This window comes from Methylobacterium sp. TK31, assembly GCF_055361545.1.
The window spans coordinates 4,502,871-4,525,983 of the sequence record NZ_CM143964.1 but is presented as its reverse complement, the minus strand read 5'-3'; the positions used below and the strand labels follow the sequence as shown (position 1 = coordinate 4,525,983).

Annotated in this window: 21 protein-coding genes and 1 pseudogene; 11 read left to right on the top strand and 11 right to left on the bottom strand. The window is 71.4% G+C overall.

The window, feature by feature from the left end:
* Nucleotides 1–102 precede the first annotated feature (102 nt).
* Both fabB and fabI read left to right on the top strand, forming a co-directional pair.
* Nucleotides 103–1,329, top strand: a complete 1,227-nt coding sequence (gene fabB / locus ACXJY8_RS21065) for a beta-ketoacyl-ACP synthase I (RefSeq protein ID WP_463773250.1) — start codon at nucleotides 103–105, stop codon at nucleotides 1,327–1,329.
* Between the two features lie 436 nt (nucleotides 1,330–1,765).
* Nucleotides 1,766–2,599 carry an enoyl-ACP reductase FabI gene (gene fabI / locus ACXJY8_RS21060; RefSeq protein WP_463773247.1) on the top strand — a complete coding sequence of 278 codons (834 nt, stop codon included), beginning with the start codon at nucleotides 1,766–1,768 and terminating at the stop codon, nucleotides 2,597–2,599.
* Nucleotides 2,600–2,609: 10 nt separating this feature from the next.
* On the opposite strand, the gene ACXJY8_RS21055 is transcribed toward fabI, so the two are convergent.
* From ACXJY8_RS21055 to ACXJY8_RS21035, 5 genes are all read right to left on the bottom strand, one after another.
* A complete protein-coding gene (locus tag ACXJY8_RS21055; RefSeq protein ID WP_463773244.1) occupies nucleotides 2,610–3,179 on the bottom strand; it encodes an NUDIX domain-containing protein in 570 nt (189 codons plus the stop codon).
* A gap of 75 nt (nucleotides 3,180–3,254) precedes the next feature.
* Complete coding sequence (locus ACXJY8_RS21050; RefSeq protein WP_463773240.1) at nucleotides 3,255–3,434, bottom strand: hypothetical protein; 180 nt, start codon at nucleotides 3,432–3,434, stop codon at nucleotides 3,255–3,257.
* Between the two features lie 24 nt (nucleotides 3,435–3,458).
* Nucleotides 3,459–3,911, bottom strand: a complete 453-nt coding sequence (locus ACXJY8_RS21045) for an RNA polymerase sigma factor region1.1 domain-containing protein (protein WP_463773237.1) — start codon at nucleotides 3,909–3,911, stop codon at nucleotides 3,459–3,461.
* Between the two features lie 150 nt (nucleotides 3,912–4,061).
* Complete coding sequence (locus ACXJY8_RS21040) at nucleotides 4,062–5,105, bottom strand: YihY/virulence factor BrkB family protein (protein WP_463773233.1); 1,044 nt, start codon at nucleotides 5,103–5,105, stop codon at nucleotides 4,062–4,064.
* Between the two features lie 61 nt (nucleotides 5,106–5,166).
* Nucleotides 5,167–6,174, bottom strand: a complete 1,008-nt coding sequence (locus tag ACXJY8_RS21035; protein WP_463773231.1) for a LysR family transcriptional regulator — start codon at nucleotides 6,172–6,174, stop codon at nucleotides 5,167–5,169.
* A 100-nt stretch (nucleotides 6,175–6,274) separates the two neighbouring features.
* Here ACXJY8_RS21035 and ACXJY8_RS21030 point away from each other — a divergent pair, with 100 nt between their 5' ends.
* The 6 genes and pseudogenes from ACXJY8_RS21030 (at nucleotide 6,275) to ACXJY8_RS21005 (ending at nucleotide 12,392) form a co-directional block, all read left to right on the top strand.
* Nucleotides 6,275–6,895, top strand: coding sequence for a YceI family protein (locus ACXJY8_RS21030; RefSeq protein ID WP_463780871.1), 621 nt, complete (start codon nucleotides 6,275–6,277; stop codon nucleotides 6,893–6,895).
* A gap of 34 nt (nucleotides 6,896–6,929) precedes the next feature.
* A complete protein-coding gene (locus ACXJY8_RS21025; RefSeq protein WP_463773228.1) occupies nucleotides 6,930–7,532 on the top strand; it encodes a cytochrome b in 603 nt (200 codons plus the stop codon).
* Between the two features lie 121 nt (nucleotides 7,533–7,653).
* A pseudogene (locus tag ACXJY8_RS21020) lies at nucleotides 7,654–8,139 on the top strand (YceI family protein); the annotation flags it as partial.
* Nucleotides 8,140–8,469: 330 nt separating this feature from the next.
* Nucleotides 8,470–9,948 (top strand): MmgE/PrpD family protein, encoded by a 1,479-nt coding sequence (locus ACXJY8_RS21015; protein ID WP_463773226.1) that lies wholly within the window; start codon nucleotides 8,470–8,472, stop codon nucleotides 9,946–9,948.
* Nucleotides 9,949–10,093: 145 nt separating this feature from the next.
* On the top strand, nucleotides 10,094–11,272 hold the full coding sequence (locus tag ACXJY8_RS21010; RefSeq protein WP_463780868.1) for an MFS transporter: 1,179 nt from the start codon (nucleotides 10,094–10,096) through the stop codon (nucleotides 11,270–11,272).
* Nucleotides 11,273–11,399: 127 nt separating this feature from the next.
* Nucleotides 11,400–12,392 (top strand): MBL fold metallo-hydrolase, encoded by a 993-nt coding sequence (locus ACXJY8_RS21005; protein WP_463773223.1) that lies wholly within the window; start codon nucleotides 11,400–11,402, stop codon nucleotides 12,390–12,392.
* Between the two features lie 34 nt (nucleotides 12,393–12,426).
* On the opposite strand, the gene mqo is transcribed toward ACXJY8_RS21005, so the two are convergent.
* From mqo to ACXJY8_RS20980, 5 genes are all read right to left on the bottom strand, one after another.
* Complete coding sequence (gene mqo / locus ACXJY8_RS21000) at nucleotides 12,427–14,151, bottom strand: malate dehydrogenase (quinone) (protein WP_463773219.1); 1,725 nt, start codon at nucleotides 14,149–14,151, stop codon at nucleotides 12,427–12,429.
* A 627-nt stretch (nucleotides 14,152–14,778) separates the two neighbouring features.
* Nucleotides 14,779–15,159, bottom strand: coding sequence for a CsbD family protein (locus ACXJY8_RS20995; protein ID WP_463773215.1), 381 nt, complete (start codon nucleotides 15,157–15,159; stop codon nucleotides 14,779–14,781).
* 85 nt (nucleotides 15,160–15,244) lie between these two features.
* Nucleotides 15,245–16,165, bottom strand: coding sequence for a PhnA-like protein (locus ACXJY8_RS20990; protein ID WP_463773211.1), 921 nt, complete (start codon nucleotides 16,163–16,165; stop codon nucleotides 15,245–15,247).
* Nucleotides 16,166–16,383: 218 nt separating this feature from the next.
* On the bottom strand, nucleotides 16,384–16,887 hold the full coding sequence (locus ACXJY8_RS20985; RefSeq protein WP_463773207.1) for a CsbD family protein: 504 nt from the start codon (nucleotides 16,885–16,887) through the stop codon (nucleotides 16,384–16,386).
* Nucleotides 16,888–17,012: 125 nt separating this feature from the next.
* On the bottom strand, nucleotides 17,013–17,267 hold the full coding sequence (locus ACXJY8_RS20980) for a CsbD family protein (RefSeq protein ID WP_463773205.1): 255 nt from the start codon (nucleotides 17,265–17,267) through the stop codon (nucleotides 17,013–17,015).
* Between the two features lie 515 nt (nucleotides 17,268–17,782).
* Between ACXJY8_RS20980 and ACXJY8_RS20975 the strand changes: the two genes are divergently transcribed.
* Nucleotides 17,783–18,904: a glycosyltransferase family 4 protein gene (locus ACXJY8_RS20975; protein WP_463773202.1), complete on the top strand. Its 1,122-nt coding sequence runs from the start codon at nucleotides 17,783–17,785 to the stop codon at nucleotides 18,902–18,904.
* Nucleotides 18,905–19,034: 130 nt separating this feature from the next.
* Nucleotides 19,035–20,993, top strand: coding sequence for a heparinase II/III family protein (locus tag ACXJY8_RS20970; RefSeq protein WP_463773199.1), 1,959 nt, complete (start codon nucleotides 19,035–19,037; stop codon nucleotides 20,991–20,993).
* Nucleotides 20,994–21,199: 206 nt separating this feature from the next.
* Here ACXJY8_RS20970 and ACXJY8_RS20965 read toward each other — a convergent pair whose 3' ends face one another.
* On the bottom strand, nucleotides 21,200–21,499 hold the full coding sequence (locus ACXJY8_RS20965; RefSeq protein ID WP_463773196.1) for a hypothetical protein: 300 nt from the start codon (nucleotides 21,497–21,499) through the stop codon (nucleotides 21,200–21,202).
* Nucleotides 21,500–21,761: 262 nt separating this feature from the next.
* Here ACXJY8_RS20965 and ACXJY8_RS20960 point away from each other — a divergent pair, with 262 nt between their 5' ends.
* On the top strand, nucleotides 21,762–22,946 hold the full coding sequence (locus tag ACXJY8_RS20960; RefSeq protein ID WP_463773193.1) for a polysaccharide biosynthesis/export family protein: 1,185 nt from the start codon (nucleotides 21,762–21,764) through the stop codon (nucleotides 22,944–22,946).
* Nucleotides 22,947–23,113 lie beyond the last annotated feature (167 nt).

The following is a 23,113-nucleotide window of genomic DNA, read 5'->3' as shown; positions in this document are numbered from 1 at the left end:
GAGATCGGGACGTCCACGTCCTACCTGAGACCCACGCGAAGGTGCCGTCTCGAGAAGAAGCACCGCGAAGAGCAAGCCCCGGCGGCGGAGAGCATCGTGTCCATGCGGCGTGTCGTGATCACCGGGATGGGCATCGTCTCATCCATCGGCAACAACACCGAGGAAGTCCTCGCCTCCCTGCGCGAGGCCAAGTCCGGCATCGGGCGCTCGGCCTCCTACGCGGAGCACGGCTTCCGCAGCCAGGTCGAGGGCCGTCCCACCCTTGATCCGGAGGGCGTCGTCGACCGGCGCGCCATGCGCTTCCACGGCGGCGGCACCGCCTGGAACCACGTCGCCATGGATCAGGCGATCCGGAATGCCGGGCTGGAGGCGTCCGACGTCTCCAACGACCGGACCGGCATCATCATGGGCTCGGGCGGCCCGTCCACGAAGGTCATCGTCGAATCCGCCGCCATCGCGGTGGACAAGGGCCCCAAGCGCGTCGGCCCCTTCGCCGTGCCGAAGGCGATGTCCTCCACCGCCTCGGCGACCCTGGCGACTTGGTTCAAGATCAAGGGCGTGAACTACTCGATCTCCTCGGCCTGCGCGACGTCGAACCACTGCATCGGCAATGCCGCCGAGGTGATCCAGGGCGGCCGGCAGGACATCATCTTCGCGGGCGGCTGCGAGGACCTCGACTGGACCCTGTCGGTGCTGTTCGACGCCATGGGCGCCATGTCCTCGAAGTACAACGACACCCCGGCCCGGGCCTCCCGCGCCTACGACGCCAATCGCGACGGCTTCGTCATCGCGGGCGGCGCCGGCGTGCTGGTGCTCGAGGAATACGAGCACGCCAAGGCCCGCGGCGCGACGATCTACGGCGAGATCGCCGGCTACGGCGCCACCTCGGACGGGCACGACATGGTCGCCCCCTCCGGCGAGGGCGCGGTGCGCTGCATGCGCCAGGCGATCGAGGGCCTGAAGGGCGCCAGGATCGACTACATCAACCCGCACGCCACCTCGACGCCGGTCGGCGACGACAAGGAGATCGAGGCGATCCGCGAGGTCTTCGGACGCGGCGATGCCTGCCCGCCGATCGCCGCCACCAAGTCGCTCACCGGCCACTCCCTGGGGGCGACGGGCGTGCAGGAGGCGATCTATTCGCTCCTGATGATGAACAACGACTTCATCTGCGAGAGCGCGCATATCGACGAGATCGACCCGGCCTTCGCCGACATGCCGATCCTGCGCCAGCGCCGCGACGGGGCCAAGCTCGGCCACGTCCTCTCGAACTCCTTCGGCTTCGGCGGCACCAACGCGACGCTGGTCCTCAAGCACGTCGACGCCTGAGGGCGGCGGATCCGGGCCGGCCTTAACCGGCGGCCCGGCTCGTTAAGGAACTGGAGACGCCTTCCGCGGTTCATTGTTTCTATGGATTGCTGGAAGGCACGGCCATGTTGTGGTTCACCCTCGGAACGGTCGGCGGCCTCGCCATTGCCGGAACCACGGCCGTCTACATCAAGCAGATCATGATCGACCGCGCCAACTGCGACACGGACGGCTACTTCTAGCCCCGGCCGAACGACCCCCCGCCGCGAGACCGAATCCCGATCCCAGGCCCCGTCCCGGCTCCAGTCCGCACGGGGCCTTCGCGTTTCGCAACCCCCTCCCCTCCTGTCGGGGCCGGACCGCGCCCGGATTGGACAGGGCCACGAGCGCCGGGCTAAGCCTCCAGCCAACGATGACGGGCCCGAGGGGCCCAGGGTCCGCGTCCGGGGGAAGTTGCATGACGGGATTGATGGCGGGAAAGCGCGGCCTGATCATGGGGGTCGCCAACGATCACTCGATCGCGTGGGGCATCGCCAAGGTCCTGCACCGGCACGGGGCCGAACTCGCCTTCACCTACCAGGGCGAGGCGCTGGGGCGCCGGGTGACGCCGCTGGCGGCCTCCGTCGGCTCGGACATCGTGCTGCCCTGCGACGTCGAGGACATCGCCAGCGTCGATGCGCTGTTCACCGCCCTGGACGCGCGCTTCCCCGAGGGCCTCGACTTCGTCGTCCACGCCATCGGCTTCTCCGACAAGGGCCAGCTCAAGGGCCGCTACGTCGACGTCACCACCCGCGAGAATTTCTCGCGGACGATGACGATCTCCTGCTTCTCCTTCACCGAGATCGCGCAGCGCGCGGCCAAGCGGATGCCCCGCGGCGGCTCGCTCCTGACGCTGACCTATGGCGGCTCCACCCGGATCATGCCGAACTACAACGTCATGGGCGTCGCCAAGGCGGCGCTCGAGGCCTCCGTGCGCTACCTCGCCGGCGATCTCGGCCCGGACGGCATCCGGGTCAACGCCCTCTCGGCCGGGCCGATGCGGACCCTGGCCGGCGCCGGAATCGCCGATGCCCGCCTGATGTTCAACCACCAGAAGGCGCACGCCCCCCTGCGCCGCACGGTGACCCAGGAGGAGGTCGGGGGCTCGGCGATGTACCTGCTCTCCGACCTGTCGGGCGGCGTCACCGGCGAGATCCACTTCGTCGATTCCGGCTACAACATCATCTCGATGCCCCGCCCCGACGTGCTGCAGGCCCAGGACGAGGCGGGCGTCATCGGCGACGCGGTCTGAGGCGAAAAGTTCAGTCCTCGAACAGCTCGGGTCGGCGGGCGCGCAGGGCGAGGACCAGGGTCAGGGTCTTGAGATCGGTGAATTCGCAGCGCTCGGCCATCCGGGCGAGGTCGGCCAGCGACATCTCGACGACCCGGATGTTCTCGTGCTCGCCGTCCGCGCCCCCGCCGCCCTCGACCCGGTCGGCCGCGGCGTAGGCGGCCAGGAACAGGTGGATCCGCTCCGTCGAGATGCCGCCGCAGGAATAGGTGGCGCCGACGAAGTCGAGGTCGCGCAGGCGCAGGCCCGTCTCCTCCAGCACCTCCCGCCGCGCATTCTCCTCCGGCGTGCCTTCATCGATCAGGCCCGCCGGGGCTTCGAGCTGGCTCTGCTCGCCGGCCGCGTAGAGGGCGGGCACGCGCAGCTCGCGCACCAGGGTCGCGACCCGGCGGCCCGGATCGTAGGGCAGCACCCCCACGGAATCGCCGTGGTCCTCGATCTCGCGCTCGGCTTCGCTGCCGTCGGCGAGGCGGACCCGGGCGAGGGAGAAGCGGCTCCAGCCCTCGTGGAGGGTGCGCAGGCTGAGGATCTCGGCTTTCATCGCAGGGACGGTCTTTCTCGCGCGGGCGCGCGTTTCGGCTCGCGCCGGAGGGACGTGTCGGGATGGCGGCGACCGTCAGGGGCCGCCCGCCAGGGCGCCCTCGATCACCATGATGAGCTCGTCGAGGTTGATCCGGCCGTCGAGCCGGAGGAAGCCCGGTTCGCCGGCCTCGACGGTCAGGCCCTCGTCGCTGACCTCGGCCCGGCGCTTCAGCTCGGCGACGATCGCCTCCGCGATGGTGGTCTGGATGTCCATGTCGGCCTCCCGCGCGCGGCGTCTTCAGTGTCCGAGGGCGACGAGGGCGGCGCCCATCAGCACCAGCACGATCAGGCCCGCCATCAGCACCGCCGCCCTGACCCGCCGCCCCTCGACGGGCGGAGCCGCCGGGGACGGGGTCCCGCCGGCGGCGACCGGTCCGGCCGCCCGGGACGGCGGCGTGATCGGGCGCCGCGGCTCGGACGCCCCGTCGAGGGAGGGCAGTCCGGGCGCGGGGGCGAGGGGCACCGGCGCGATTCCGTCGGGGTGGGCCCGCCCGGGGAGCAGGTCCTCCAGCTCCACCGGAATGCCGACGGCGTCGAGGTCCAGGACCACCTGGGCAATCGCCTCGGCGCTCATGCCGTGGATCGGCAGGACCGCCTGAAGGTCGGCCGGGGAGAGCTCGCCCTTCTGCCGCCCGAGGGCGATCAGCCGGTCGAGGTCGCCCCGGGCGACGGCCGGGGCGGCGTTCACCACGGACGCGGCGCCGTCACGGCGCCGGCCGGTCCGGAGGGTCGTGCGTGTTCTGATCCGGCCATTCGCCACTCCCGACGCTCTGCCGTCGGGAAACCCGTGGGGGCTCCGCGCTGTTCCCAGGCTCCCCGGGCGCCACCCGGCCCCGTCCGCTCACTCCTGGCTCGGGCCCACGCTGTCGGCGGCGAAGGCCCGGCGCACCCCCAAGGGCTTTGGCCGGCCCTCGGTGCTGTCGCAGGCGGTCTGGCGCTCCATCTCCGAGTTGATCTCGGCGCCCACCAGGACGATGACGATGGACAGCCACATCCAGGTCATGAAGCCGATGCCGGCGCCCAGCGACCCGTAGATGCGGTTGTAGCTGTCGAAGCTCGCCACGTACCAGGAGAACACCCCCGAGGCGCCGACCCAGAACAGCGCTGCGAGGCTGCTCCCCCAGGTCACCCAGCGCCACTTCGCCCGGTTCCGGCTCGGGCCGTAGCGGTAGATCAGCGACAGGCTGAGGGTGACGACGCCGAGCAGGGCCGGCCAGCGCACGATCTGCAGGATGGTGTCGGTGGCGCTGATGAAGCCGAGCCGGTCGAGGACCGCCGGCAGCAGCACCACGGCGCTGGTGGAGACGAGGAAGAACACCACGCTGGTGATCGTGAACAGGAAGGTGGTGGCGTAGAAGCGGACCAGCGTGCGCTTCTCGCGCTCCTTGTAGATCACGTTGAGGGCGTCGAAGAGCGCGCTCACCCCGGAATTGGCGCTCCACAGGGCGATCAGCAGGCTGATGCCCGAGGTGGTGCTGAGGGAGCCGGTGCTGCGCTGCGCGATCCGCACCAGCTGGTCGGAGAACAGCTGGAGGGCGCCCGGCGGCAGGATGTCCGCGAGCAGGCTCACGTGCTGGCTGATGACGTGGGGGTCCGAGAACAGCCCGTAGATCGAGACCACCGCGACGAGGCCCGGAAACACCGCCAGCAGGGCGAAGAACGCGACGCCCCCCGCCGTGGTCAGCACCCGGTCCTGCGGCATCGCCCAGAACACCCGCCACAGGATGTCCCGCCATCCGTCTCTGGGGATGTCGACGGGATCGGTCGCGCGCCGGCCGCGGCCGGGCTCGTGCGCGCGCTCGCGCGCCTCCGCCAGTTCCTCGGGGTTCAGGGCGCGGGTGCTGACCGAGCGCCAGTCCTGACCCTCTTCCTCTTCTCGCATCATGCCGAGACCCTGCCGGACCGCTCGTCGCCGGAACGCCGCCGCGAGGGGTTCGCCCCCGGGATCACACTCTGCCCGAACTCTCGTTATAGGTCGCCACCGATGCCGGCACAGGCGTGGGACGATCGAGCCCGGGCACCGTGCAGATCGCCGCCCTCCGGGCCATCTTGCTGCGGACGTGCTCGCGGAACAGGCGCACCCGCGCGGGAAGCTCGCGGCCCGCGAGGGTGACGGCGCGCAGGGTCCCGCCCCGGCTCGCCCAGTCGGGCAGGACGCGCACGAGGTCGCCCCGGTCCAGGGACTTGGCGGCGACGAGGCTCGGGATGTGACCGATCCCGGCCCCGGCCAGGGTCAGGCGCAGCACCGTGGCGAAGTCGGTGGCCCGCACGGCGGGGCGCAGGGTGATCCCGGCCTCCCGCCCCGCGACGTCCGAGACGAGGATCTGGGTGGCGCCGAGGCGCTCCCGGGCCAGCACCACGTCGTGCGCCGACAGGTCGGCGATGTCGGTCGGGCCCGGGCGCTGCGCCAGGTAGGCCGGGGCCGCGTAGAGGCCGATCGTCAAGTCGGCCAGGATCGGGGCGGTGTAGCCGCTGTCGGGATGGTCGCCGCCGCCGAGGCGCAGGGCGAGGTCGACCCGGTTGGCGGCGAGGTCGAGGCGGCTGTCGGTGATGAGGAGTTCGAGAGTGATCTGCGGGTGCCGCGCCCGGAAGCTCGCCACGAGGTCCGGCAGCACCTCGACCCCGAAATCGATCGAGGCCGTCACCCGCAGGTGCCCCCGCGGCAGGGTGCGGGAGCCCCGCGCCGTCTGCAGGGCCTCGTCCAGGAGGGCGAGGCTCTCCAGGGCCCGGGCATGGAAGGCGAGGCCCTCGGCGGTGGGCGAGACCGCCCGCGGGGTCCGGGCGAGCAGGGTCACCCTCAGCACCGCCTCCAGGCGGGCGACGCGGCGGCTGACGCTGCCCTTGGTCTCGCGCAGGAAGGCGCCGGCCTGGGTCATGCTGCCGAGATCGACCACCGCGCAGAAGGCCCGGACGTCGTCGAGGTTTCCGGCGAAGGTTTCCAGATGCGCAACCATGTGTCCCCGATTAGCGCGCTATCGCACCCGCGGGAAGCGGCCTATCTGCGCTCCACAGACCCGGCGCCCTGGCGCCCCCATTCTTGGAGCGAACCCCGTGATCCGTCTCTTCCCGTCCCTCGTCGCCCAGACCGTGTCCCTCGCCCTCGCGTTCGCCGCACCGGCCCTCGCCCAGACCCCGCCGACCCGCGACCCGGCCCAGATCCAGGCCGGCACCTACGCGGTCGATCCCGGCCATACCCAGGTCGGCTTCACCGTCTCGCACATGGGCTTCTCGAACTATTCCGGCGGCTTCTCGGACGTCTCGGGTACCCTGGAGCTGCAGCCCAAGACCCCCGCCGCCTCCAAGCTGTCCATCAAGATTCCGGTGGCCTCGGTGATGACGACCAGCGAGAAGCTGACCGGCGAGCTCAAGGGCGACCAGTGGCTCGACGCGGCCAAGTTCCCCGAGATGACCTTCGTCTCCACGAAGGTGACGCCCGAGGGTAAGGACAAGGCGAAGGTCACCGGCGACCTGACCCTGCACGGCGTGACCAAGCCGGTGACGCTCACCGTCACCCTCGTGGGCGCCGGCGTGAACCCGCTCAATAAGAAGGTCACCGTGGGCTTCGAGGCCACCGGCACGCTCAAGCGCTCCGAGTTCGGCGTGAAGACCTACGTGCCGCTGATCGGCGACGACCTGCACCTCACCATCGCGGGTGCCTTCGAGCGCAAGGAATAAGGCGCGCCGTCCACCCCGCCCAAGGGAGAGCGTCATGATCGGGACCGTCCGCGCCGCGCCCCCGCCGCGCTACACCCGCGTCGCCATCGCGCTGCACTGGCTCAGTGCGCTGGCGGTGCTGGGGCTGATCGCGATCGGCCTGGCCATGACGCACGGGGACCTGGCGCCGATGCGCCGGTTCCAGCTCTATCAGTGGCACAAGTCGGTGGGCCTGACGGTGCTCGCGCTGACGCTGCTGCGCCTCGGCTGGCGGCTGGCCCACCGGCCGCCGCCCCTGCCCGCCACGCTGCCGGCTCGGGAGCGGGCCGGGGCGCACGCGGCCCACGCCCTGCTCTACGGGCTGCTCCTCGGCCTGCCGCTCGTCGGCTGGGCCGTGGTCTCGGCCTCGCCCTTCAACCTGCCGACCGTGCTCTACGGCGTCCTGCCCTGGCCGCACCTGCCGGTTCTGCCGGACCTGGCGAACAAGGCCGCCGTGGAGGCGGTGCTGAAGCAGGTCCATGCCTGGGGCGCCTGGTTCCTCATCGGTCTCCTGCTGCTGCATGTCGGCGCGGCCCTGCGCCACCACCTCGTGCTGCGCGACGACACGCTCCGGCGGATGCTGCCCCGCGCCCCGCTCCAGTCCGGATCCCGCACATGATCCCCGCCACGATCGCATCCCCGCCATGATCGCCGTTCGTCTCGCCTGCGCGGCCGCCCTCGCGGCGGCGCCCCTGGCCCTCCCCGCCCGCGCCGAGGCCGCCGCCTGAACCGTCGACGCGGCCCGGAGCCGGATCGGGTTCTCCGGCGTCCAGGTCGGCGCGCCCTCTCAGGGCCGGTTCAAGCGCTTCACCGCGCAGATCGACTTCGACCCCGCCGCTCCCGAGAGCGGGCACGCCGTGGTCGACATCGATCTGGCGAGCGCCGAGACCGGCGACGCCCAGCGCGACGCCTCGCTGCCCCAGGCCGAGTGGTTCGACGTGAAGGCCGCATCGCAGGCCCGGTTCGAGGCGACGCGGTTCGTCGCCAAGGGCAATGATGCCTCCGAGGCCATCGGCAGGCTGACGATCCGCGGTATCCGCCGCGACGCGGTCCTGCCCTTCCGCCTGACCCGCACGGGAGCGACGGCCCGGGCGGTGGGCCATCTCGACCTCGTGCGCACGCAGTTCGGCGTCGGACAGGGCCCCTGGGCCTCGGGCCAATGGGTCGCCCTGGAGGTCGGCGTCGATATCGACCTGACCGCGACGGAGACGGTACCGAAGCCCTGACGCGGATCGGCAAGCAGACAGGCCGCCGGCCGGCTCAAAAGAATACACGCCAGATCGTATTGCTACGATTGCGCATCGACGGGAGGAGGCGCCGAAGGCAAAACCTGTGTTTGCAGGGCAGATCGCGACCTTTGCGCCGCACCGGATTTCTTGTTTCTGACTTGTAACGCATGCGCAAAAGCCTTGGGCCGTGCGCACAAAGCGGGAGCCCTGCCGCGGCGGTTCGGTTATTCCTCTGGTCCGGTCCCTCCGACGGCTTCGTCCCCGGCGCGCCCGGCACGGCGGCGTCCACGCGGGGCGCCGGCCGCAAGACGCCAGAGGAAGAGACCCATGCCCGTGCCGACGATCGACCGCCGTGCCCTGCTCGGCTCCGCGGGCCTCGCGCTCGTGGGAGCCGGCAGCGCCGTCCCATCCGCGCAGGCGGCCTCCGATCCGAAGGGCGAGACCAGGGCGGAGCCGAAGCCGGTGCCGCCGGAGGTCACCCGGATTCTCGCCCGCTACGTCGTCGGCGCCCGCTACGCGGACCTGCCCGAGGCCGTCCGCCGCGAGGGCACCCGCACCCTGCTGAACTGGGTCGGCGTCGCCATCGGCGGCTCGCATCACCAGACCCTCGACGTCGCGGTCTCGGCCGTGAAGCCGTTCTCCGGCCCGCCGCAGGCCGGGCTGTTCGGGCGCCCCGAGCGCTTCGACATCATGAACGCGGCCTTCCTCAACGGCGTCGCCAGCCACATCTTCGACTACGACGACACCCACCTGAAGACCGTGATCCACCCGGCCGGTCCCGTCGCCTCGGCGATCCTCGCCTATGCGGAGATGCACCCGGTCTCGGGGGCGGACTTCCTCAACGCCCTGGTGCTCGGCGTCGAGACCGAGTGCCGGATCGGCAACGCGGTCTATCCGAACCACTACGATGTCGGCTGGCACATCACCGGCACCGCCGGGGTGTTCGGCGCGGCGGCCGCGGCGGGCAAGCTGATGGGGCTCTCCGAGCAGCAGATGGTCTGGGCCCTCGGGCTCGCCGCCTCGCAGCCCGTGGGCCTGCGCGAATCCTTCGGCTCCATGAACAAGAGCTTCAATCCGGGCCGGGCCGCCGCGAACGGCCTGTTCGCCGCGATCCTGGCCGCCAAGAACTACACCAGCTCGGACGGGATGATCGAGGCCAGGCGCGGCTGGGCCAACACCATCTCGACGAAGCAGGATTACCGCGAGATCACGGAGGGGCTCGGCACCCGCTACGAGGCGGCGCTGAACACCTACAAGCCCTTCGCCTGCGGCATCGTCATGCACCCGGCCATCGACGCGGCGGTGCAGCTGCGCAACGAGAACCACCTCACCGCCGACGCGATCGAGCGGGTCGACATGAAGGTCCACCCCCTGGTGCTCGAGCTCACGGGCAAGACCGCGCCGCGCACCGGCCTCGAGGGCAAGTTCAGCATCACCCACGCCGTCGCGGTGGCGCTGGTGGAGGGGGCCGGGGGCGAGAAGCAGTTCAGCGACCGGGCGGTGAACGACCCCGTCGTCGTGGGGCTGCGCGCCCGGGTGAAGCCGGTGGTCGATCCCGCGATCCGGCCCGAGCAGGTCGAGCTCACGGTGGTGCTGAAGGACGGCCGCAGCCTGCCCCGGCGCATCGAGCACGCCATCGGCAGCGTCGAACGGCCGATGTCGGACGCCGCGCTGGAGACCAAGTTCACCGACCTCGCGGAGGGTATCCTGCCCGACGCTCAGGTCCGCCGGGTCATGGACCTGTGCTGGCGCATCGCCGAGCTGCCCGATGCGGGCGACGTGGCCCGGGCCGGCGTCCAGGCCTGACCGGCGCGGAGCCGGGATCGACGGGCCGGTCCCGGCCGCGTATGGCGAAGCCGCTCCGGGGGCCTTCCCCGGTACCCGGTCCCCTCCGCCGCTCTCTCCGCCGCACCCTCCTCCGCCCCCCTGCCCTCCATCAAGGACACCGGACCTGAAGGCCGAGTTCTCGACCACGCGCCTGATCGTGATCCTGGCCTTCGCCGGTTTCGCCAGCACCTTCGCGGGCCGCTCCATCGAGCCGCTGGTGGGCGTGCTGGCGCGCGACCTGCGCAGCGATCCCCACACGGTGGCGCTGCTCTCCACCGCCTTCGCCCTGCCCTACGCGCTGATCCAGCCGATCCTCGGCCCCGTGGGCGACGCCCTGGGCAAGGAACGGATCATCACGATCTGCCTCGCCATCCTCACCCTGGCGCTGGCGGCTTGCGCGCTCACCACCGACCTCGACACCCTGTTCGTCCTGCGGATGATCGCCGGGGGCAGCGCCGGCGGCGTCGTGCCGCTGGCCCTGGCGCTGATGGGCGACCGCATCGCGATCGAGCGCCGGCAGGTCGCCATCGGCCGCTTCCTCGTGGCGGTGATCCTCGGGCAGCTCTCCGGCTCGACCTTCGCGGGCCTGATCGAGGGGGCGATCGGCTGGGCCGGAGTCTTCGCCATCACCTCGGCGGTGGCGGCGCTCGGCTGCGGCGCGGCCCTCCTGGGCTTCGACCGCGGCGCGGCGGCGCCGGCCCGGCGGCCGGACTTCCGCACGGCGGTGGCGCGCTACCGCAGCATCGTGGCCAATCCGCGCGCCCGCATCCTGTTCGGGGCCGTGTTCATCGAGGCGATCGCGGTGTTCGGGATCTTCCCCCACCTCGCCCCGCTGATCGAGGCGCGGGGCGAGGGCGGCGCCCGCGAGGCCGGCCTGGCGCTCGCCGGCTTCGCCGCCGGGGGACTGATCTACGCGTTCTCGGTGGGCCTGCTCCTGCGCTTCCTCGGCCTGTCGCGGATGCTGATCGGCGGCGGCCTGATCTGCGCCGGCGCCCTCGTCACCATCGGTCTGGCCGGAACCTGGCAGCTCGACTGCGCCGCCCTGGTGGCCATGGGGCTCGGCTTCTACATGCTCCACAACACCTTCCAGGTGCAGGTGACCGAGGTGGCGCCGACCGCCCGCGCCTCGGCGGTGGCGCTCCATGCCTTCTCGTTCTTCTGCGGGCAGGCGCTCGGCGTGGCCATCCTCGGCGGCGCGCTCCAGGGCCTCGGCCAGCGCACCGCCCTGAGCCTCTGCGCCGTGGTCATCGCCGGCCTCGGTTTCGTCACGGCGCGCCGCCTGGCGACGACCCCGTCGCGGTGACATCCCGACCGCCGGGATGCGGGCCGGCGGTCCGAGGGCGGATGAGCGGGGGCGCGGAGGGTTGACGGAGGCGACACGGGGTCGATCTCTCCCGGGACCGACAATCCGCTCGAGCGAGGCGCAAGGCATGACCGAGGCGACGCGACGAACCCTCCTGGCCTCGACCCTGGCGGCCACCGCCCTCGCGGGCTCCGGCGCATCGGCGCGGGCGGCCGACGCGGCCCCGGCCGGGCCGCAGGCGCCGGGCTTCTACCGCTACCGGGTCGGCGACGTCCGCGTCACGGCGGTGACGGACGGGGCCAACACCCTGCCGCTCCCCGAGCGCTTCGTGCTCAACGCCGATCGCGCCGCGGTCTCGGCGGCGCTCACGGCGGATTTTCGCGACGGGGCCAGCCTCACCGTGCCCTTCACGCCCCTGGTGATCGAGACGGGCGGCCGGCGCGTCGTCATCGACACCGGCAACGGCGAGGCCGCCCTGCAGGCGAGCCGGGGCGCCGTGGGGCAGTTCCACGCCAACCTGAAGGCGGCGGGCTTCGACCGGGGCGCGATCGACGCCGTGGTGATCTCCCACTTTCACGGCGACCACGTGAACGGCCTGCTGAATCCCGAGGGCAAGCCCGCCTTCCCGAATGCCGAGATCCACGTGCCGGAGGCCGAATGGGCCTACTGGATGGATGACGGCGCCATGAGCCGGGCCCCGGCGGGGCGGATGCAGGACCAGTTCCGCAACGTCCGGCGGGTCTTCGACGGGCTCGACCGGAAGGTGACGCCCTACGCCTGGGAGCGGGAGGTCCTGCCCGGCCTCACGGCGCTCGGCACCCCCGGCCATACGCCCGGGCACACGTCGTTCCTGCTCGCCTCGGGGAGCGACAGCCTGTTCGTGCAGTCCGACGTCACCAACGTACCGGTGCTGTTCGCGCGCCATCCGGGCTGGCACGTGATGTACGACCAAGATCCCGCCATGGCCGAGGCCACGCGGCGCCGGGTCTACGACCGGATCGCGGCCGACCGCACCCTGCTGCAGGGCTTCCACTATCCCTTCCCGGCCGCCGCCCACCTGGAGCGGACGGCGGACGGCTACCGCGAGGTCCTGGTGCCGTGGGACCCGGTCCCGCGCTGAGCGGAACCGGGCCGACGTCCGGGAGGCCCGGCGATCAGGGAGCCATGTCGGGGACGGGCTTCAGGACGCCGCCCTGGGCGCTGGCAGCCCTGCCGGTCGTGGCCGGCACCTGCGAAGCGGCGACGGGCTGGGGCGGCGGCGTGAGCTGCAGGTGCTCGCTGGTATAGACCAGCTCCTGGTAGGCCTTCTGCGCGTCGTCGTTCAGCTTGGTGCCGTAGCTCGGCACGATCTGGCGGATCTTGGCCTGCCACTCGGGCGTGGCGACCTTCTGCGCGAAGACCTTCTCCAGCACGTTCAGCATGATCGGCGCGGCGGTCGAGGCGCCCGGCGAGGCGCCGAGCAGGGCCGCGATGCTGCCGTCCTTGGCGCTGACGATCTCGGTGCCGAGCTTGAGCACGCCGCCCTTCTCCGGGTCGCGCTTGATGATCTGCACGCGCTGGCCGGCCTGGACCAGGCGCCACTCGCTCTTCTTCGCGTTGGGGAAGTACTCGCGCAGGGCCTGGTAGCGGTCCTCGTCGGAGAGCATCACCTGGCCCGCGAGGTACTCGATCAGCGGATACTGGTCGACGCCGACCCGGACCATCGGCCAGACGTTGCTGGTGGTGGTGGAGGTGAGCAGGTCGAAATACGAGCCTTCCTTCAGGAACTTGGTCGAGAAGGTCGCGAAGGGTCCGAACAGGATCACGCGCTTGCCGCCGAGCACGCGGGTATCGAGGTGGGGCACCGACATCGGGGGCGAACCGACCGAGGCCTTGCCGTAGGCCTTGGCGAGGTGGCGGGTCGCCACGTCCGGGTTCTCGTTGACGAGGAACGAGCCGCCCACCGGGAAGCCGCCGTAATCCGCGCCCTCCGGGATGCCGGAGGCCTGGAGCAGGTGCAGGGCGCCGCCGCCCGCGCCGATGAACACGAACTTCGCGTCGACGGCCTGACGGCTGCCGTCCTTGAGGTTCTTGGAGCTGATGCGCCAGGTGCCGTCCTTGTTGCGCTCGATGCCCTCGACCTCGGTGGAGAGCCGCAGGTCGAATTTCGGCTGGGCCTTCAGGGCGGCGACGTACTGGCGGGTGATCTCGCCCCATTCCACGTCGGTGCCCACCGGCGTCCAGGTGGCGGCGATCTTCTGCTTCGGGTCGCGTCCCTCCATCATCAGGGGGACCCACTTCTTCAGCGTCTCCGGATCGGTCGAGTATTCCATCCCGGCGAAGAGGGGGCTGGCCTTCAGGGCCTCGTAGCGCTTCTGCAGGTAGGTGATGTTGTCGTCGCCCCAGACGAAGCTCATGTGCGGGGTCGAGTTGATGAAGGAGCGCGGGTTCTTAAGAACGCCCTTCTGAACCTGCCAGGCCAGGAACTGGCGGGTGATCTGGAAGGCTTCGTTGATCTTGACGGCCTGCTCGATCCGGACGGTGCCCTTCGAGTCCTCGGGCGTGTAGTTCAGCTCGGCGAGCGCCGAGTGGCCGGTGCCGGCATTGTTCCAGCCGTTCGAGCTCTCCAGCGCCACGCCGTCGAGACGCTCGATCATTTCCAGGGACCAGTCGGGCTCGAGTTCGCGCAGCCAGACGCCGAGCGTGGCGCTCATGATGCCGCCGCCGATCAGCAGGACGTCGACCTTGCGCGCCTCGGGGGCGGCCAGCACGGAGGCGCCCGGCAGCGTCGAGACCGCCAGGCCCGCCATGGCGCCGCCGATGATCTGCCGACGGTTCATCGGCAGTGCGTTATGCTGCATTGCGGCATGGCGAGTCTGCATTTTATCGTCAGTGATCATATTATTTTTCGGCACGCATAAGTTTTATTTGAATAAATCTCCGCTACAGCATCGACGCCTGTCGCACAAGGCGCCCGGGTCATGGCTGCCATGCCGGCGAAACCCGATTGTTCCCAAGGAATTGTTCATCTCCGACGCGAACACGCGCTGCGCAGCGGCAAAGATTTGCGCTGCACTGCACAGAGATTGTGCGGCTTGCGGACGGGTGTCCGCCCTCCGTGCCGGTCAGGGATTCGGGTGAGCGCGCGATCTGGGGAGACCGGACCCGCCGGCTCGGCGATCCGTCGTGGCCTGCCCGGCCATCGGGGCCGCTGCATCCTGCCCCGCGGCTGAGCGGCGGCCGGGCCAGGGAGCGGGCGCCTGTCCGGGCCGCCGGAATCACCACGTGCGGTCCGCAGGGGCGGAAGGGCTTTCCAGCGTTGCGCCGCCCGGAGGCTCGGGACGGCGTTCCCAGGTTCCTCGTCCGTCCCGGGATGCCCTCGGGGACAGACCGGGAGTCTTCAGGTCTCGGGAGTCTTCAAGTCCCGGGAGACCTTCGCGTCCCGGGAGGCCTTCGCGTCCCGGGATGTCCGTGCCTTCGGGTGAACCGGGACCGGCGCGATGGCACCAGCTCCCCGGTCCGACAGTTCAGGGACGGCGGGCGAGCCATCCGACGGCGAAGGCGACGGCGGCCAGGCCGAGCAGGGCCGAGGCGCGGTGGTCGTCGGCGTAGCGGACGGCCTGCCGGCCATAGGCGGTGCCGCGCGCGCGGGCCTGGCGGGCGCGGTCGCGCCCGTCCGCGATCAGGTACCCGGCGCGATCCCGGGCCGCGCCGGCGCGGTCGCGCCCGTCCTCGGCCCAGTCCTCGACCCGGTCGCGGGCCCGGCCGTAGGCGTACTGGGCCCCGCCCGCCACCTGGTCGACCGCCCCGCGCACCTGGCGGGCCGGATCGCCCGTGAGGCCGCCGAGGGCGGTCTGGGCCCGGCCCTTGAGGTGGCGCGCGGCGCCTCGGAACTCGTCGCGGTTCATGGCAGGTCTCCTGGGATGGGGTCGGGCCCCGGGGCTAAGTGGATGGACCCGGCCGGTCCCGCGGGGGGACCGGCCGGGGGTCGGCTCAGGCGCGGCGGGCGTCGTAGCCGGCGGCGAGGGTGTGGAGCTTCGGCGCGCCGAGGCGGCCGCCGAGGAAGCCGGCCAGCGCGCCCAGGATCAGCGCCAGCGCGCCGTAGAAGGCCCCCTGGGTCGCCGCCGACTTGGTCGCCAGCGCGGCCGCTTCGGCCTTCTGCTTGGCGCTGGCCACGGTCTCGTCGTACTGCTTCTTGTAGTCCTGGATCTGCGCCCGGGCCTGGTCGGCCGGGATGCCCTGCGCCTTGGCCAGGGCGTCGGCCGCGCGGGTCTCGGCCTGGGCCTTCTGGGCCGGGTCACCGGTGAACAGCGCCCGGATGGCGGCCACCGCCGCGTCCTTGGCCGCCTGCGGGTCCTGGCCGGCCGCCTGCTGGCGCACCGACTGCTCGATGCCGTCGAAGGGGTTCGAGATCTTCGACAGGGACGGCGCGGCCGCCTGGGCGGCGGTCTGCACCGTGCCGCCCACCAGCGAGCCGGCCCCGCCCAGCGTGCTGGTCACGCCCGAGAAGGCCCCCCCGATCAGCCCGCCGGCCGCCGAGGTCAGCAGGTAGAGCACCACCAGGGTGGTCACCGCCCAGGAGACGAGGCCGTGCAGGCCGGCCGCACCCGGGACGGGCTTGCCCGACAGGCGCCCGGCGATGAGCCCGCCGGCGAGCGAGGCGACCACGCCCGATCCCACGAACCAGAGCCCCGCGCCCAGCGAGAGCGTCGCGGCGGCCGGGTTGTCGGCGGCGTTCGCGCCGACGCTGGACAGGCCCACGCCCACGCCGACCATGTTGAGGATGACCTGGCTCACCAGCGCGGTGACGGCGCCCGCGAAGATGGCGCCCCACGAGACCTGGTTGAGCAGGACCGTGCGGGTGTCGGCGGAGGCGCCGGGGGTCGAGGTGGCGAGAAGGGGGGAGGTGGACACGTGACAGGTACTCCGGGTCGTCGGTCGTCCGAGAAGCTCGGTCGTTCGAGGGGTCAGTCGGGGCGAGGGGTCAGTCGGGGGTGTGAGGTCGTCGGGGGGGTGAGGGGGCGGCCGGGCAGGGTCCCGGCCGTGGAAGTTCCAGCCGTGAAGTCCCGGCTGCGAAGAAGTCCCGGCTGCGAAGGCGCCCGGCCGCGGCGAAGGCCGCCGCGGCCGGGGCTTCAGTCGCGGCCGTGGATGAGCAGGCCGAGGCCGTAGCCGAGGAGGCCGGCCACCAGGAGCGCGGCCACGGGATGCTCGGCGACCTGGTGGCCGACCTCGTGGCCGCCCTGGCGCAGGGAGCGCCGGCCGGCCGCATAGGCGTCCCCGACCTGGTCGTAGGCATCGTCGGCGGCGTGGCGCACCGCCCGCTCGGCCCGCTCGTAGGTGTCGCCGGCCGCGCCCTGCGCCCGGCGGGCCCGCTCCTCGAGCTCGCCCGAGCCGGTCAGGTGGCCGACCGCGTCGCGGACCTTGCCGCCGAGCTCGCGGGCGGTGTCGGCGACGGTGTCGGCGGCCTCGCGCACCCCGTCCTTGGCCTGGCCGTAGAGGCTCTCGGCCGCCCCTTGCGCCTCGCGGGCCCGGCCCTCGAGGGAGTCGCGCTTCGAGCCGGTGAGGTCGCCCACCGCGCCCTGGACCTTGCCGCCGAGTTCCTGGGCCGCGCCCGTGATCCGATTGGTGTCCACCATGATGCCTGATCCTTGTTGGCCGCGCCTGGGGCGGGCCGGGGTGAGTGGGTGAGTGGGTAAGGGGTGGGGTGAAGACGCGCGGGGGCGCCGGGGGTGAGGCGGGGCGGGTCGGGCGAGGCCCGCCGCTAGCGACCGGCCGGCCGGGTCGCCGGCTTGTCGGCCCTGCGCGGCCTGTCCGCCCCGGGCCTGCGGGCCTCGTCCCCGGGGGACGCGCCCTCGCGCTGCCCCCGCGCTTCGGGGTCGCCTTGCCCCTCGGGGGAGCCTTGCGCCTCGCTGCGGCCCTCGGCCTCGACCGACCCGTCGCCGATCAGCTTGCCGAGGGCTTCCTTGACCGAGCCCTTCACGGCAGCGGCGGAGGCGGGCGGCTTCATCGCGGTCATGGCAGGCCTCCGGAAAGACGGGGCGGGCCGGACGCTTATATCGGTGGCGAGGATCACGAAGCGGCTCCTGAACCTCTTCGATCGTCGGCGAGGTCCCTGCGTAACAGGGGCTCGGGACCGATGTTCCAGGGCCGGAACGGCCAGGATTGGTATATCTGGATCACTGACGTGAATGTGATGACCTAAAGCCGGACCGTCGCGGCCGACGGATCGGCCTCTCGGCCGAAACCCCGGTCCCGTTCTGCGGCCGAGCGCCCCCGGTGACAGCGCGGGCACCGACTACCGCGAAATCCAGTCGAGGCGCTTGATCGGCCGAGCTTTTCTCGACATGGCTCGCACCATCAAATCCAAAAACACTCTATAGCGGCTGTCGAGCCGGGAGGGGTCCGGCCGCACGGATGCGAAACCCGCGTCACGGCTCGGCCTTGCCTTCCTTCGGCAATGCCGGCCCGCGGCGAGGTCATGCGACGACGAGTTCATGCGAAGGCAAGTTCATGCGAAGGGATACTGACCGGATGGATGAACCTGGACGCCGGGAGACGCGCGACGGGCCGCAGCCCCTGCGGGTCGTCGTCGTGACGCCGCTCGGACGCGGTGGACGCGGCGGGATCGACCGGCTGATGGACGAGTTGCGGGTCTCGCTGCGCCTGCCACGGTTCGTCGATACGGACGTGACCTTCCTCACGAGCCGGGGCCAGGGTTCGCAGGCCGCGGCGCCGCTGCTCATCCTCCGCCTGCTCGCTGAACTCGTCCGGCGCAAGCTGACGTCCCGGGTCGATGTCGTCCACATCAACCTGTCCCAGACCGGAAGCACCTACCGCAAGCTCGTCATCAGCGCGGCCTGCCGGCTCCTCGGCCTCCCCTACGTCCTCCACCTGCACGGATCGCGCTACCGCCAGTTCTGGGACGGGGCTCCGGCACCGGTCAGCCAGGCCGTCGCCCGGATGTTCGCCGGCAGCGCGCGGATCCTGGTCCTCGGCAGCGTCTGGCGGGACTATGTCGGCGCAAAGGTGCCGGCGGCGCGCGAGCGCATCCTCGTCCTGCCGAACGCGACGCGCGACCCCGGCCGGCGTGAGCGCGTGGAGGGACGGCCGCTGCACATCCTGTTCGCCGGGCGCCTGGGCGAGCGGAAGGGCATCGTCGAGCTCGTCGCCGCCCTCGGGCTCTTGAAGGACCGCCCCTGGCGGGCCACCCTGGCGGGCGACGGCGACGTCGAGAAGACGCGCCAGGCGGTGGCGGCACTCGGCCTCGCGGAGCGGGTCTCCATCCCGGGCTGGATCTCGGGCGAAGCCTTCGAGGCGCTCCTGGGCGAGGCCGACATCCTCACGCTGCCCTCCTACGACGAGAACCTGCCGCTCTCGGTGATCGAGGCCTTCGCCCGAGAGACCCCGGTGGTCTGTACCCCGGTCGGAGCGGTTCCGGACATCGTGGAGGATGGGAAGACGGGGCTCCTGGTGCAGCCGGGCGACGTCCCGGGCCTCGCCGACGCCCTGGGCCGCCTCCTCGACGGGCCGGAGCTGCGCCGGTCCCTGGCGACCCGGGCCCGCGCCCTCTACGAGGAGCGCCTCGAATTCGTCGACTATACCGGCCGGCTGATCGCCGCCTGGCGGTCGGCGGCCGCGCACGGCCGGCGCTGACGGCGCACCGCGCGCCTCGGCGCGGACCCGCGCCTGTCCGTCTGATCCATCGCTCCGCCGCCGACCCGGTTCGGCGGCTCCCCGCACGGGCCTCCCCCGCCGGAGGCCGCCCCAGGAGGGACCCCGAGCCATGTCGCTCAAATGGTACATCGGACGCCTCGCCGCGATGAGCCCGGCCGAGATCGGCCACCGCGTCGGCGAGGTCGCCAAGAAGTCGCTGTCGCGCCGGCGCTCCTACGGCTGGGCGGCGTTCCCGGCGGCGGCCGGGCCCGTCCCGGTCATCCCGGGATTGCGGGACGCCTTCCTGGCGAACGTCACCCCGGACTTGGCGGCGGCGGTGCGGGTGGCGGGCGACACGCTCCTCGCTGGGCGCTTCACCGCGCTCGGGGTCGCCTGGCCGGAGCGGGCGGCCTCGCGGCTCTTCCCGGCGGAGGTCTGGCACCTCGATCCGGTGACGGGCGGCACCTGGCCCGGGTCGGAGCGCTTCTGCTTCGACATCCCCTACCGGCACGAGCGCACCCTGGGCGACATCAAGTACGTCTGGGAGTTCAACCGCCTGCAGCACCTCCAGCCCCTGGCCGCCCGGGTGGCGCTGGAGGGCGACCGCGCCGCCCTCGCGGCGATCGAGGCGGCCATCGAGAGCTGGTACGAGGCCAACCCGCCGTTCCGGGGCCTCGGCTGGAACTCGGGGATCGAGCTGGCCCTGCGGTCCGTCTCCCTGCTGGTCGTCGCCAGCCTCTGCGGCGACGTCCTGTCGGCCGCAAGCGTCGGACGCATCCGGGTGATGCTGGCCGCCCATCTCCACTGGCTCCGGCGCTATCCCTCGCGGTTCAGCTCGGCCAACAACCACCTCGTCGCCGAGGCCATGGCGGAATTCCTCATCGCCCTGGCACTACCGGACCTCGCCGAATCGCGCAGGGCCGAGAGCGACGCCCGCGCGATCCTGGAGCGGGAGGCGGCCAGCCAGATCCTGGACGACGGCGTTCCCGCCGAGCAGTCCCCGACCTACGGCGCCTTCACCGCCGAGATGCTGATGCTCGCCAGTGCCGCGGCGCGGGCGGCGGGGCGTCCGCTCGCCGCCATCGTCGGGACCCGGCTCGCCGCCTTCGCCCGCTTCGTCGGCACCCTCGCGACGCCCAGCGGGGCGGTGCCGGCCATCGGCGACGACGACGAGGGGCGCGTGCTGACCCTGACCGTCCCTCCGGAGACCGCCTACCCGGCCTCGGTCTGCGCCGCCATCGCGGGGCATCTCGGGCAGCCGCCCTTCGGCCCGGTCTCCGCCGAACCGGAATTGCGGGACGCGGTCTTCGCGGCGCCGCGGTCCGGTGCGCTCCCGCCCCTGGGCCTCGAGACCTTTCCCACGGGCGGCCTGACCGTAGTGCGCGAGGCCCGTCGCGGCCGCGATCTGGTGCTGGTGCTCGATCACGGCCCGCTCGGATACCTGGCGATCGCCGCCCACGGCCATGCGGACGCCAACGCCATCATGCTCGCCCTCGATGGCGAGCCGGTCCTCGTGGATCCCGGGACCTACCTCTACCATTCCGGCGGACCGTGGCGGGACTGGTTCCGCGGGACGGCGGCGCACAACACGCTGATGCTGGCGGGCCTCGACCAGAGCACCATCTCGGGGCCGTTCAACTGGTCCCACAAAGCCAAGGCCCGGGTGGAGCATGTGCAATCCGGGGACAAGTGGTCGGTGACGGCGAGCCATGACGGCTATCGCCGCCGCCTCGGGACGGACCACGTCCGCACCGTAGAGGCGACGAGCACGGGCCTGAGGATCATCGACCGGCTCGATCCGGTTCCGCCGCAGCCGCTCACCGGGGATCTGGTGTTCCAATTCGCGCCGGGAATCACCCTGCAGGAGACGGACGGCGCATGGCAGGCGAGCCGGAACGGAGCGCCGCTCCTCGTCCTGGCCTTCGACAGCCCGGGCACCGTCACGGCGTCCACAGGTGAATCGGCGCTGTCCGGAGGCTGGGTCTCGCCGGCTTTCGGGCTCAAGGTCCCGGCCACGCGCCTGGTCTGGCGCGGCAGCCTCGGTCCGGCCGGCCTGGCGACGGAGATCACGGTCCCGCCACGGGCCTGAGGCGAATCGTCCGGCGGCGCCCGCGATCATCGGGGCGCTGCCGGAGGATCATTCCCACGCCTCCTGTAACGGCATCGTGAAAACGATCGTTCACCATAAGTCTTTTCGGCTCTTTAAGAGCAAAAGCCTATGACGATTGTCTTAGACGCTCGGTTCGGGGCATTCGGCGGGCCGCACGACGCCCTCCCGGCTCCGATCGTGCCGGCCTAATCCCAGGAATACAGTTGCCGGTAGGGTTTGGCTCGCAGCAAAGGCGCCGTCGCGACCTGATTCAGGACTGCGACATCGTCGGGATACAAGGGGACCTCGACATGCGGAGCGCAGCGCAGGAGAAGCACGATGCCGTCCTTGCACGGCGGCACGGCGACGGCGAGCGGACGCGCGATCGGCCGCGGCGCGTAACCGCCTGCGTAGCTCGGCCCGAGGTCCGAAGCGTGCGCGCCGACGATCGGACCCCCGATCGAACAGGCGGCAAGGGTTGCGAAAAGCAGACAGATCCTGTTCATGCAAGCTTCCTAAGCCCGGGACACGACGAACACAAATCAAAAAATCGCACGATCGACAGATTCATTGTACCCGTGAGTTGCAACTAACGTGTTGCGACAATGTAACGGTTGGCCGCAAATGAAACTGTAGAGCAGAAACGCATAACCTTCGGCTAGCTCCACCAAGCCCAGATGGATAAATCCCGGTGGGGCTCTTCTGATTATAAGCCACATTTTGAAAATTGAGATGCGGCACTCCATGTTGCATTCAGGAGACTCGTGAATGAGGTCCGTAGTTCTAACTCTCCTGATCGGCCTCGGAGTCGGAGCCTGCCAGCCTGTCGCGAAGGACGGACCCACCAAGAGCAGCTTCCTCGACAACGCCGATGTGATCGTGGAGGAGACCGCCCCCACCGTCAGCTACGCGCTGGTGGACCTGAGCGCACAGGCGATCCAGGCGTCGAACCGGTTCACGCTCGCCAAGAACCCCGCCTTCGCCAGAGACTTCATGGAACGCGGACCGTCGCGGACCGGACTCATCGGCTTCGGCGATATCCTGGCCATCACGATCTTCGAAGCGGCCTCGGGCGGCCTGTTCATCCCGAGCGAGGCCGGGTCCCGAGCCGGCAACTTCGTCCAGGTGCCGAACCAGCAGGTCGACGCAGCCGGCAACATCGTGGTGCCCTATGCCGGCACCATCCGGGTCGGCGGCCGCACCGCGCAGGACGTGTCCGCCGAGATCGTCCAGAAGCTCCGCAATCGCGCCATCGAGCCGCAGGTGGTCGTCACCATCGCGGAGCGCCGCGGCAACGACATCAGCGTGATCGGCGAAGTGAACCAGCCCGCGCGCATCCCGCTCGATCCCGGCGGCCTCAAGGTGCTCGGCGCGATCGCGCGCGCCGGCGGGCCGCGCAACCCGGCCTACGAGACCATCGTGACGATCCAGCGCGGCCGCGCCACCGGCCAGTCGTCGCTGAGCACGATCGTCCGGGACCCGTCCCAGAACGTCGCGGTCCGGCCCGGCGACGTGATCTACGTCTCCCGCGAGCAGAAGGTCTTCATGGTGCTCGGTTCGACGCCGTCGCCGGGCGCGATCGGGGGCACCAACAACCGGCGCTTCACCTTCGACAACGACAACGTGACCCTCGCGGAGGCAATCTCGAAGAGCGGCGGCCTCGACGGGCTCCGGGCCGATGCCGGGGCGATCTTCCTGCTCCGCTACGAGTCGCGCGACGCCCTTCAGGCGATGGGGGTCGACACCTCCAGCTACCAGGGGGACCTGATCCCAACGATCCACCGGGCGAACTGGACCAAGGCCGCCGGCGTCTTCCTGACCAACGACCTGTATGTCCGGAACAAGGACATCATCTACGTCGCCGAGCATCCGGCCTCGGACTTCGCAAAGCTGAGCGCCATATTCCGGAGCGTCTCGGTGCCGGCCTCGGATGCGGCGCTGGTCGTCCGCTGATCCGCCCGGAAGATCCGTTTCCGCCGGGCCGGCGGCGCCCGGCGGCGATTGCCGATTGATATCGAGCGGACGGCGCGGCTCAGTTATTGCTGAGCCGCGCCGTATGCCCGCTGCAGACGCGGATCACGGTCCGGCGACCGAAGAGATCCGACTGGATCTTCTCGGCC

Excerpts from the sequence above, each read along its gene's own strand:
- fabB (WP_463773250.1), top strand. The coding sequence starts at position 103 with ATGCGGCGTGTCGTGATCACCGGGATGGGCATCGTCTCATCCATCGGC.
- fabI (WP_463773247.1), top strand. The coding sequence starts at position 1,766 with ATGACGGGATTGATGGCGGGAAAGCGCGGCCTGATCATGGGGGTCGCC.
- ACXJY8_RS21055 (WP_463773244.1), bottom strand. The coding sequence starts at position 3,179 with ATGAAAGCCGAGATCCTCAGCCTGCGCACCCTCCACGAGGGCTGGAGC.
- ACXJY8_RS21050 (WP_463773240.1), bottom strand. The coding sequence starts at position 3,434 with ATGGACATCCAGACCACCATCGCGGAGGCGATCGTCGCCGAGCTGAAG.
- ACXJY8_RS21040 (WP_463773233.1), bottom strand. The coding sequence starts at position 5,105 with ATGATGCGAGAAGAGGAAGAGGGTCAGGACTGGCGCTCGGTCAGCACC.
- ACXJY8_RS21035 (WP_463773231.1), bottom strand. The coding sequence starts at position 6,174 with ATGGTTGCGCATCTGGAAACCTTCGCCGGAAACCTCGACGACGTCCGG.
- ACXJY8_RS21025 (WP_463773228.1), top strand. The coding sequence starts at position 6,930 with ATGATCGGGACCGTCCGCGCCGCGCCCCCGCCGCGCTACACCCGCGTC.
- ACXJY8_RS21015 (WP_463773226.1), top strand. The coding sequence starts at position 8,470 with ATGCCCGTGCCGACGATCGACCGCCGTGCCCTGCTCGGCTCCGCGGGC.
- ACXJY8_RS21005 (WP_463773223.1), top strand. The coding sequence starts at position 11,400 with ATGACCGAGGCGACGCGACGAACCCTCCTGGCCTCGACCCTGGCGGCC.
- mqo (WP_463773219.1), bottom strand. The coding sequence starts at position 14,151 with ATGATCACTGACGATAAAATGCAGACTCGCCATGCCGCAATGCAGCAT.
- ACXJY8_RS20995 (WP_463773215.1), bottom strand. The coding sequence starts at position 15,159 with ATGAACCGCGACGAGTTCCGAGGCGCCGCGCGCCACCTCAAGGGCCGG.
- ACXJY8_RS20985 (WP_463773207.1), bottom strand. The coding sequence starts at position 16,887 with ATGGTGGACACCAATCGGATCACGGGCGCGGCCCAGGAACTCGGCGGC.
- ACXJY8_RS20980 (WP_463773205.1), bottom strand. The coding sequence starts at position 17,267 with ATGACCGCGATGAAGCCGCCCGCCTCCGCCGCTGCCGTGAAGGGCTCG.
- ACXJY8_RS20975 (WP_463773202.1), top strand. The coding sequence starts at position 17,783 with ATGGATGAACCTGGACGCCGGGAGACGCGCGACGGGCCGCAGCCCCTG.
- ACXJY8_RS20970 (WP_463773199.1), top strand. The coding sequence starts at position 19,035 with ATGTCGCTCAAATGGTACATCGGACGCCTCGCCGCGATGAGCCCGGCC.
- ACXJY8_RS20965 (WP_463773196.1), bottom strand. The coding sequence starts at position 21,499 with ATGAACAGGATCTGTCTGCTTTTCGCAACCCTTGCCGCCTGTTCGATC.
- ACXJY8_RS20960 (WP_463773193.1), top strand. The coding sequence starts at position 21,762 with ATGAGGTCCGTAGTTCTAACTCTCCTGATCGGCCTCGGAGTCGGAGCC.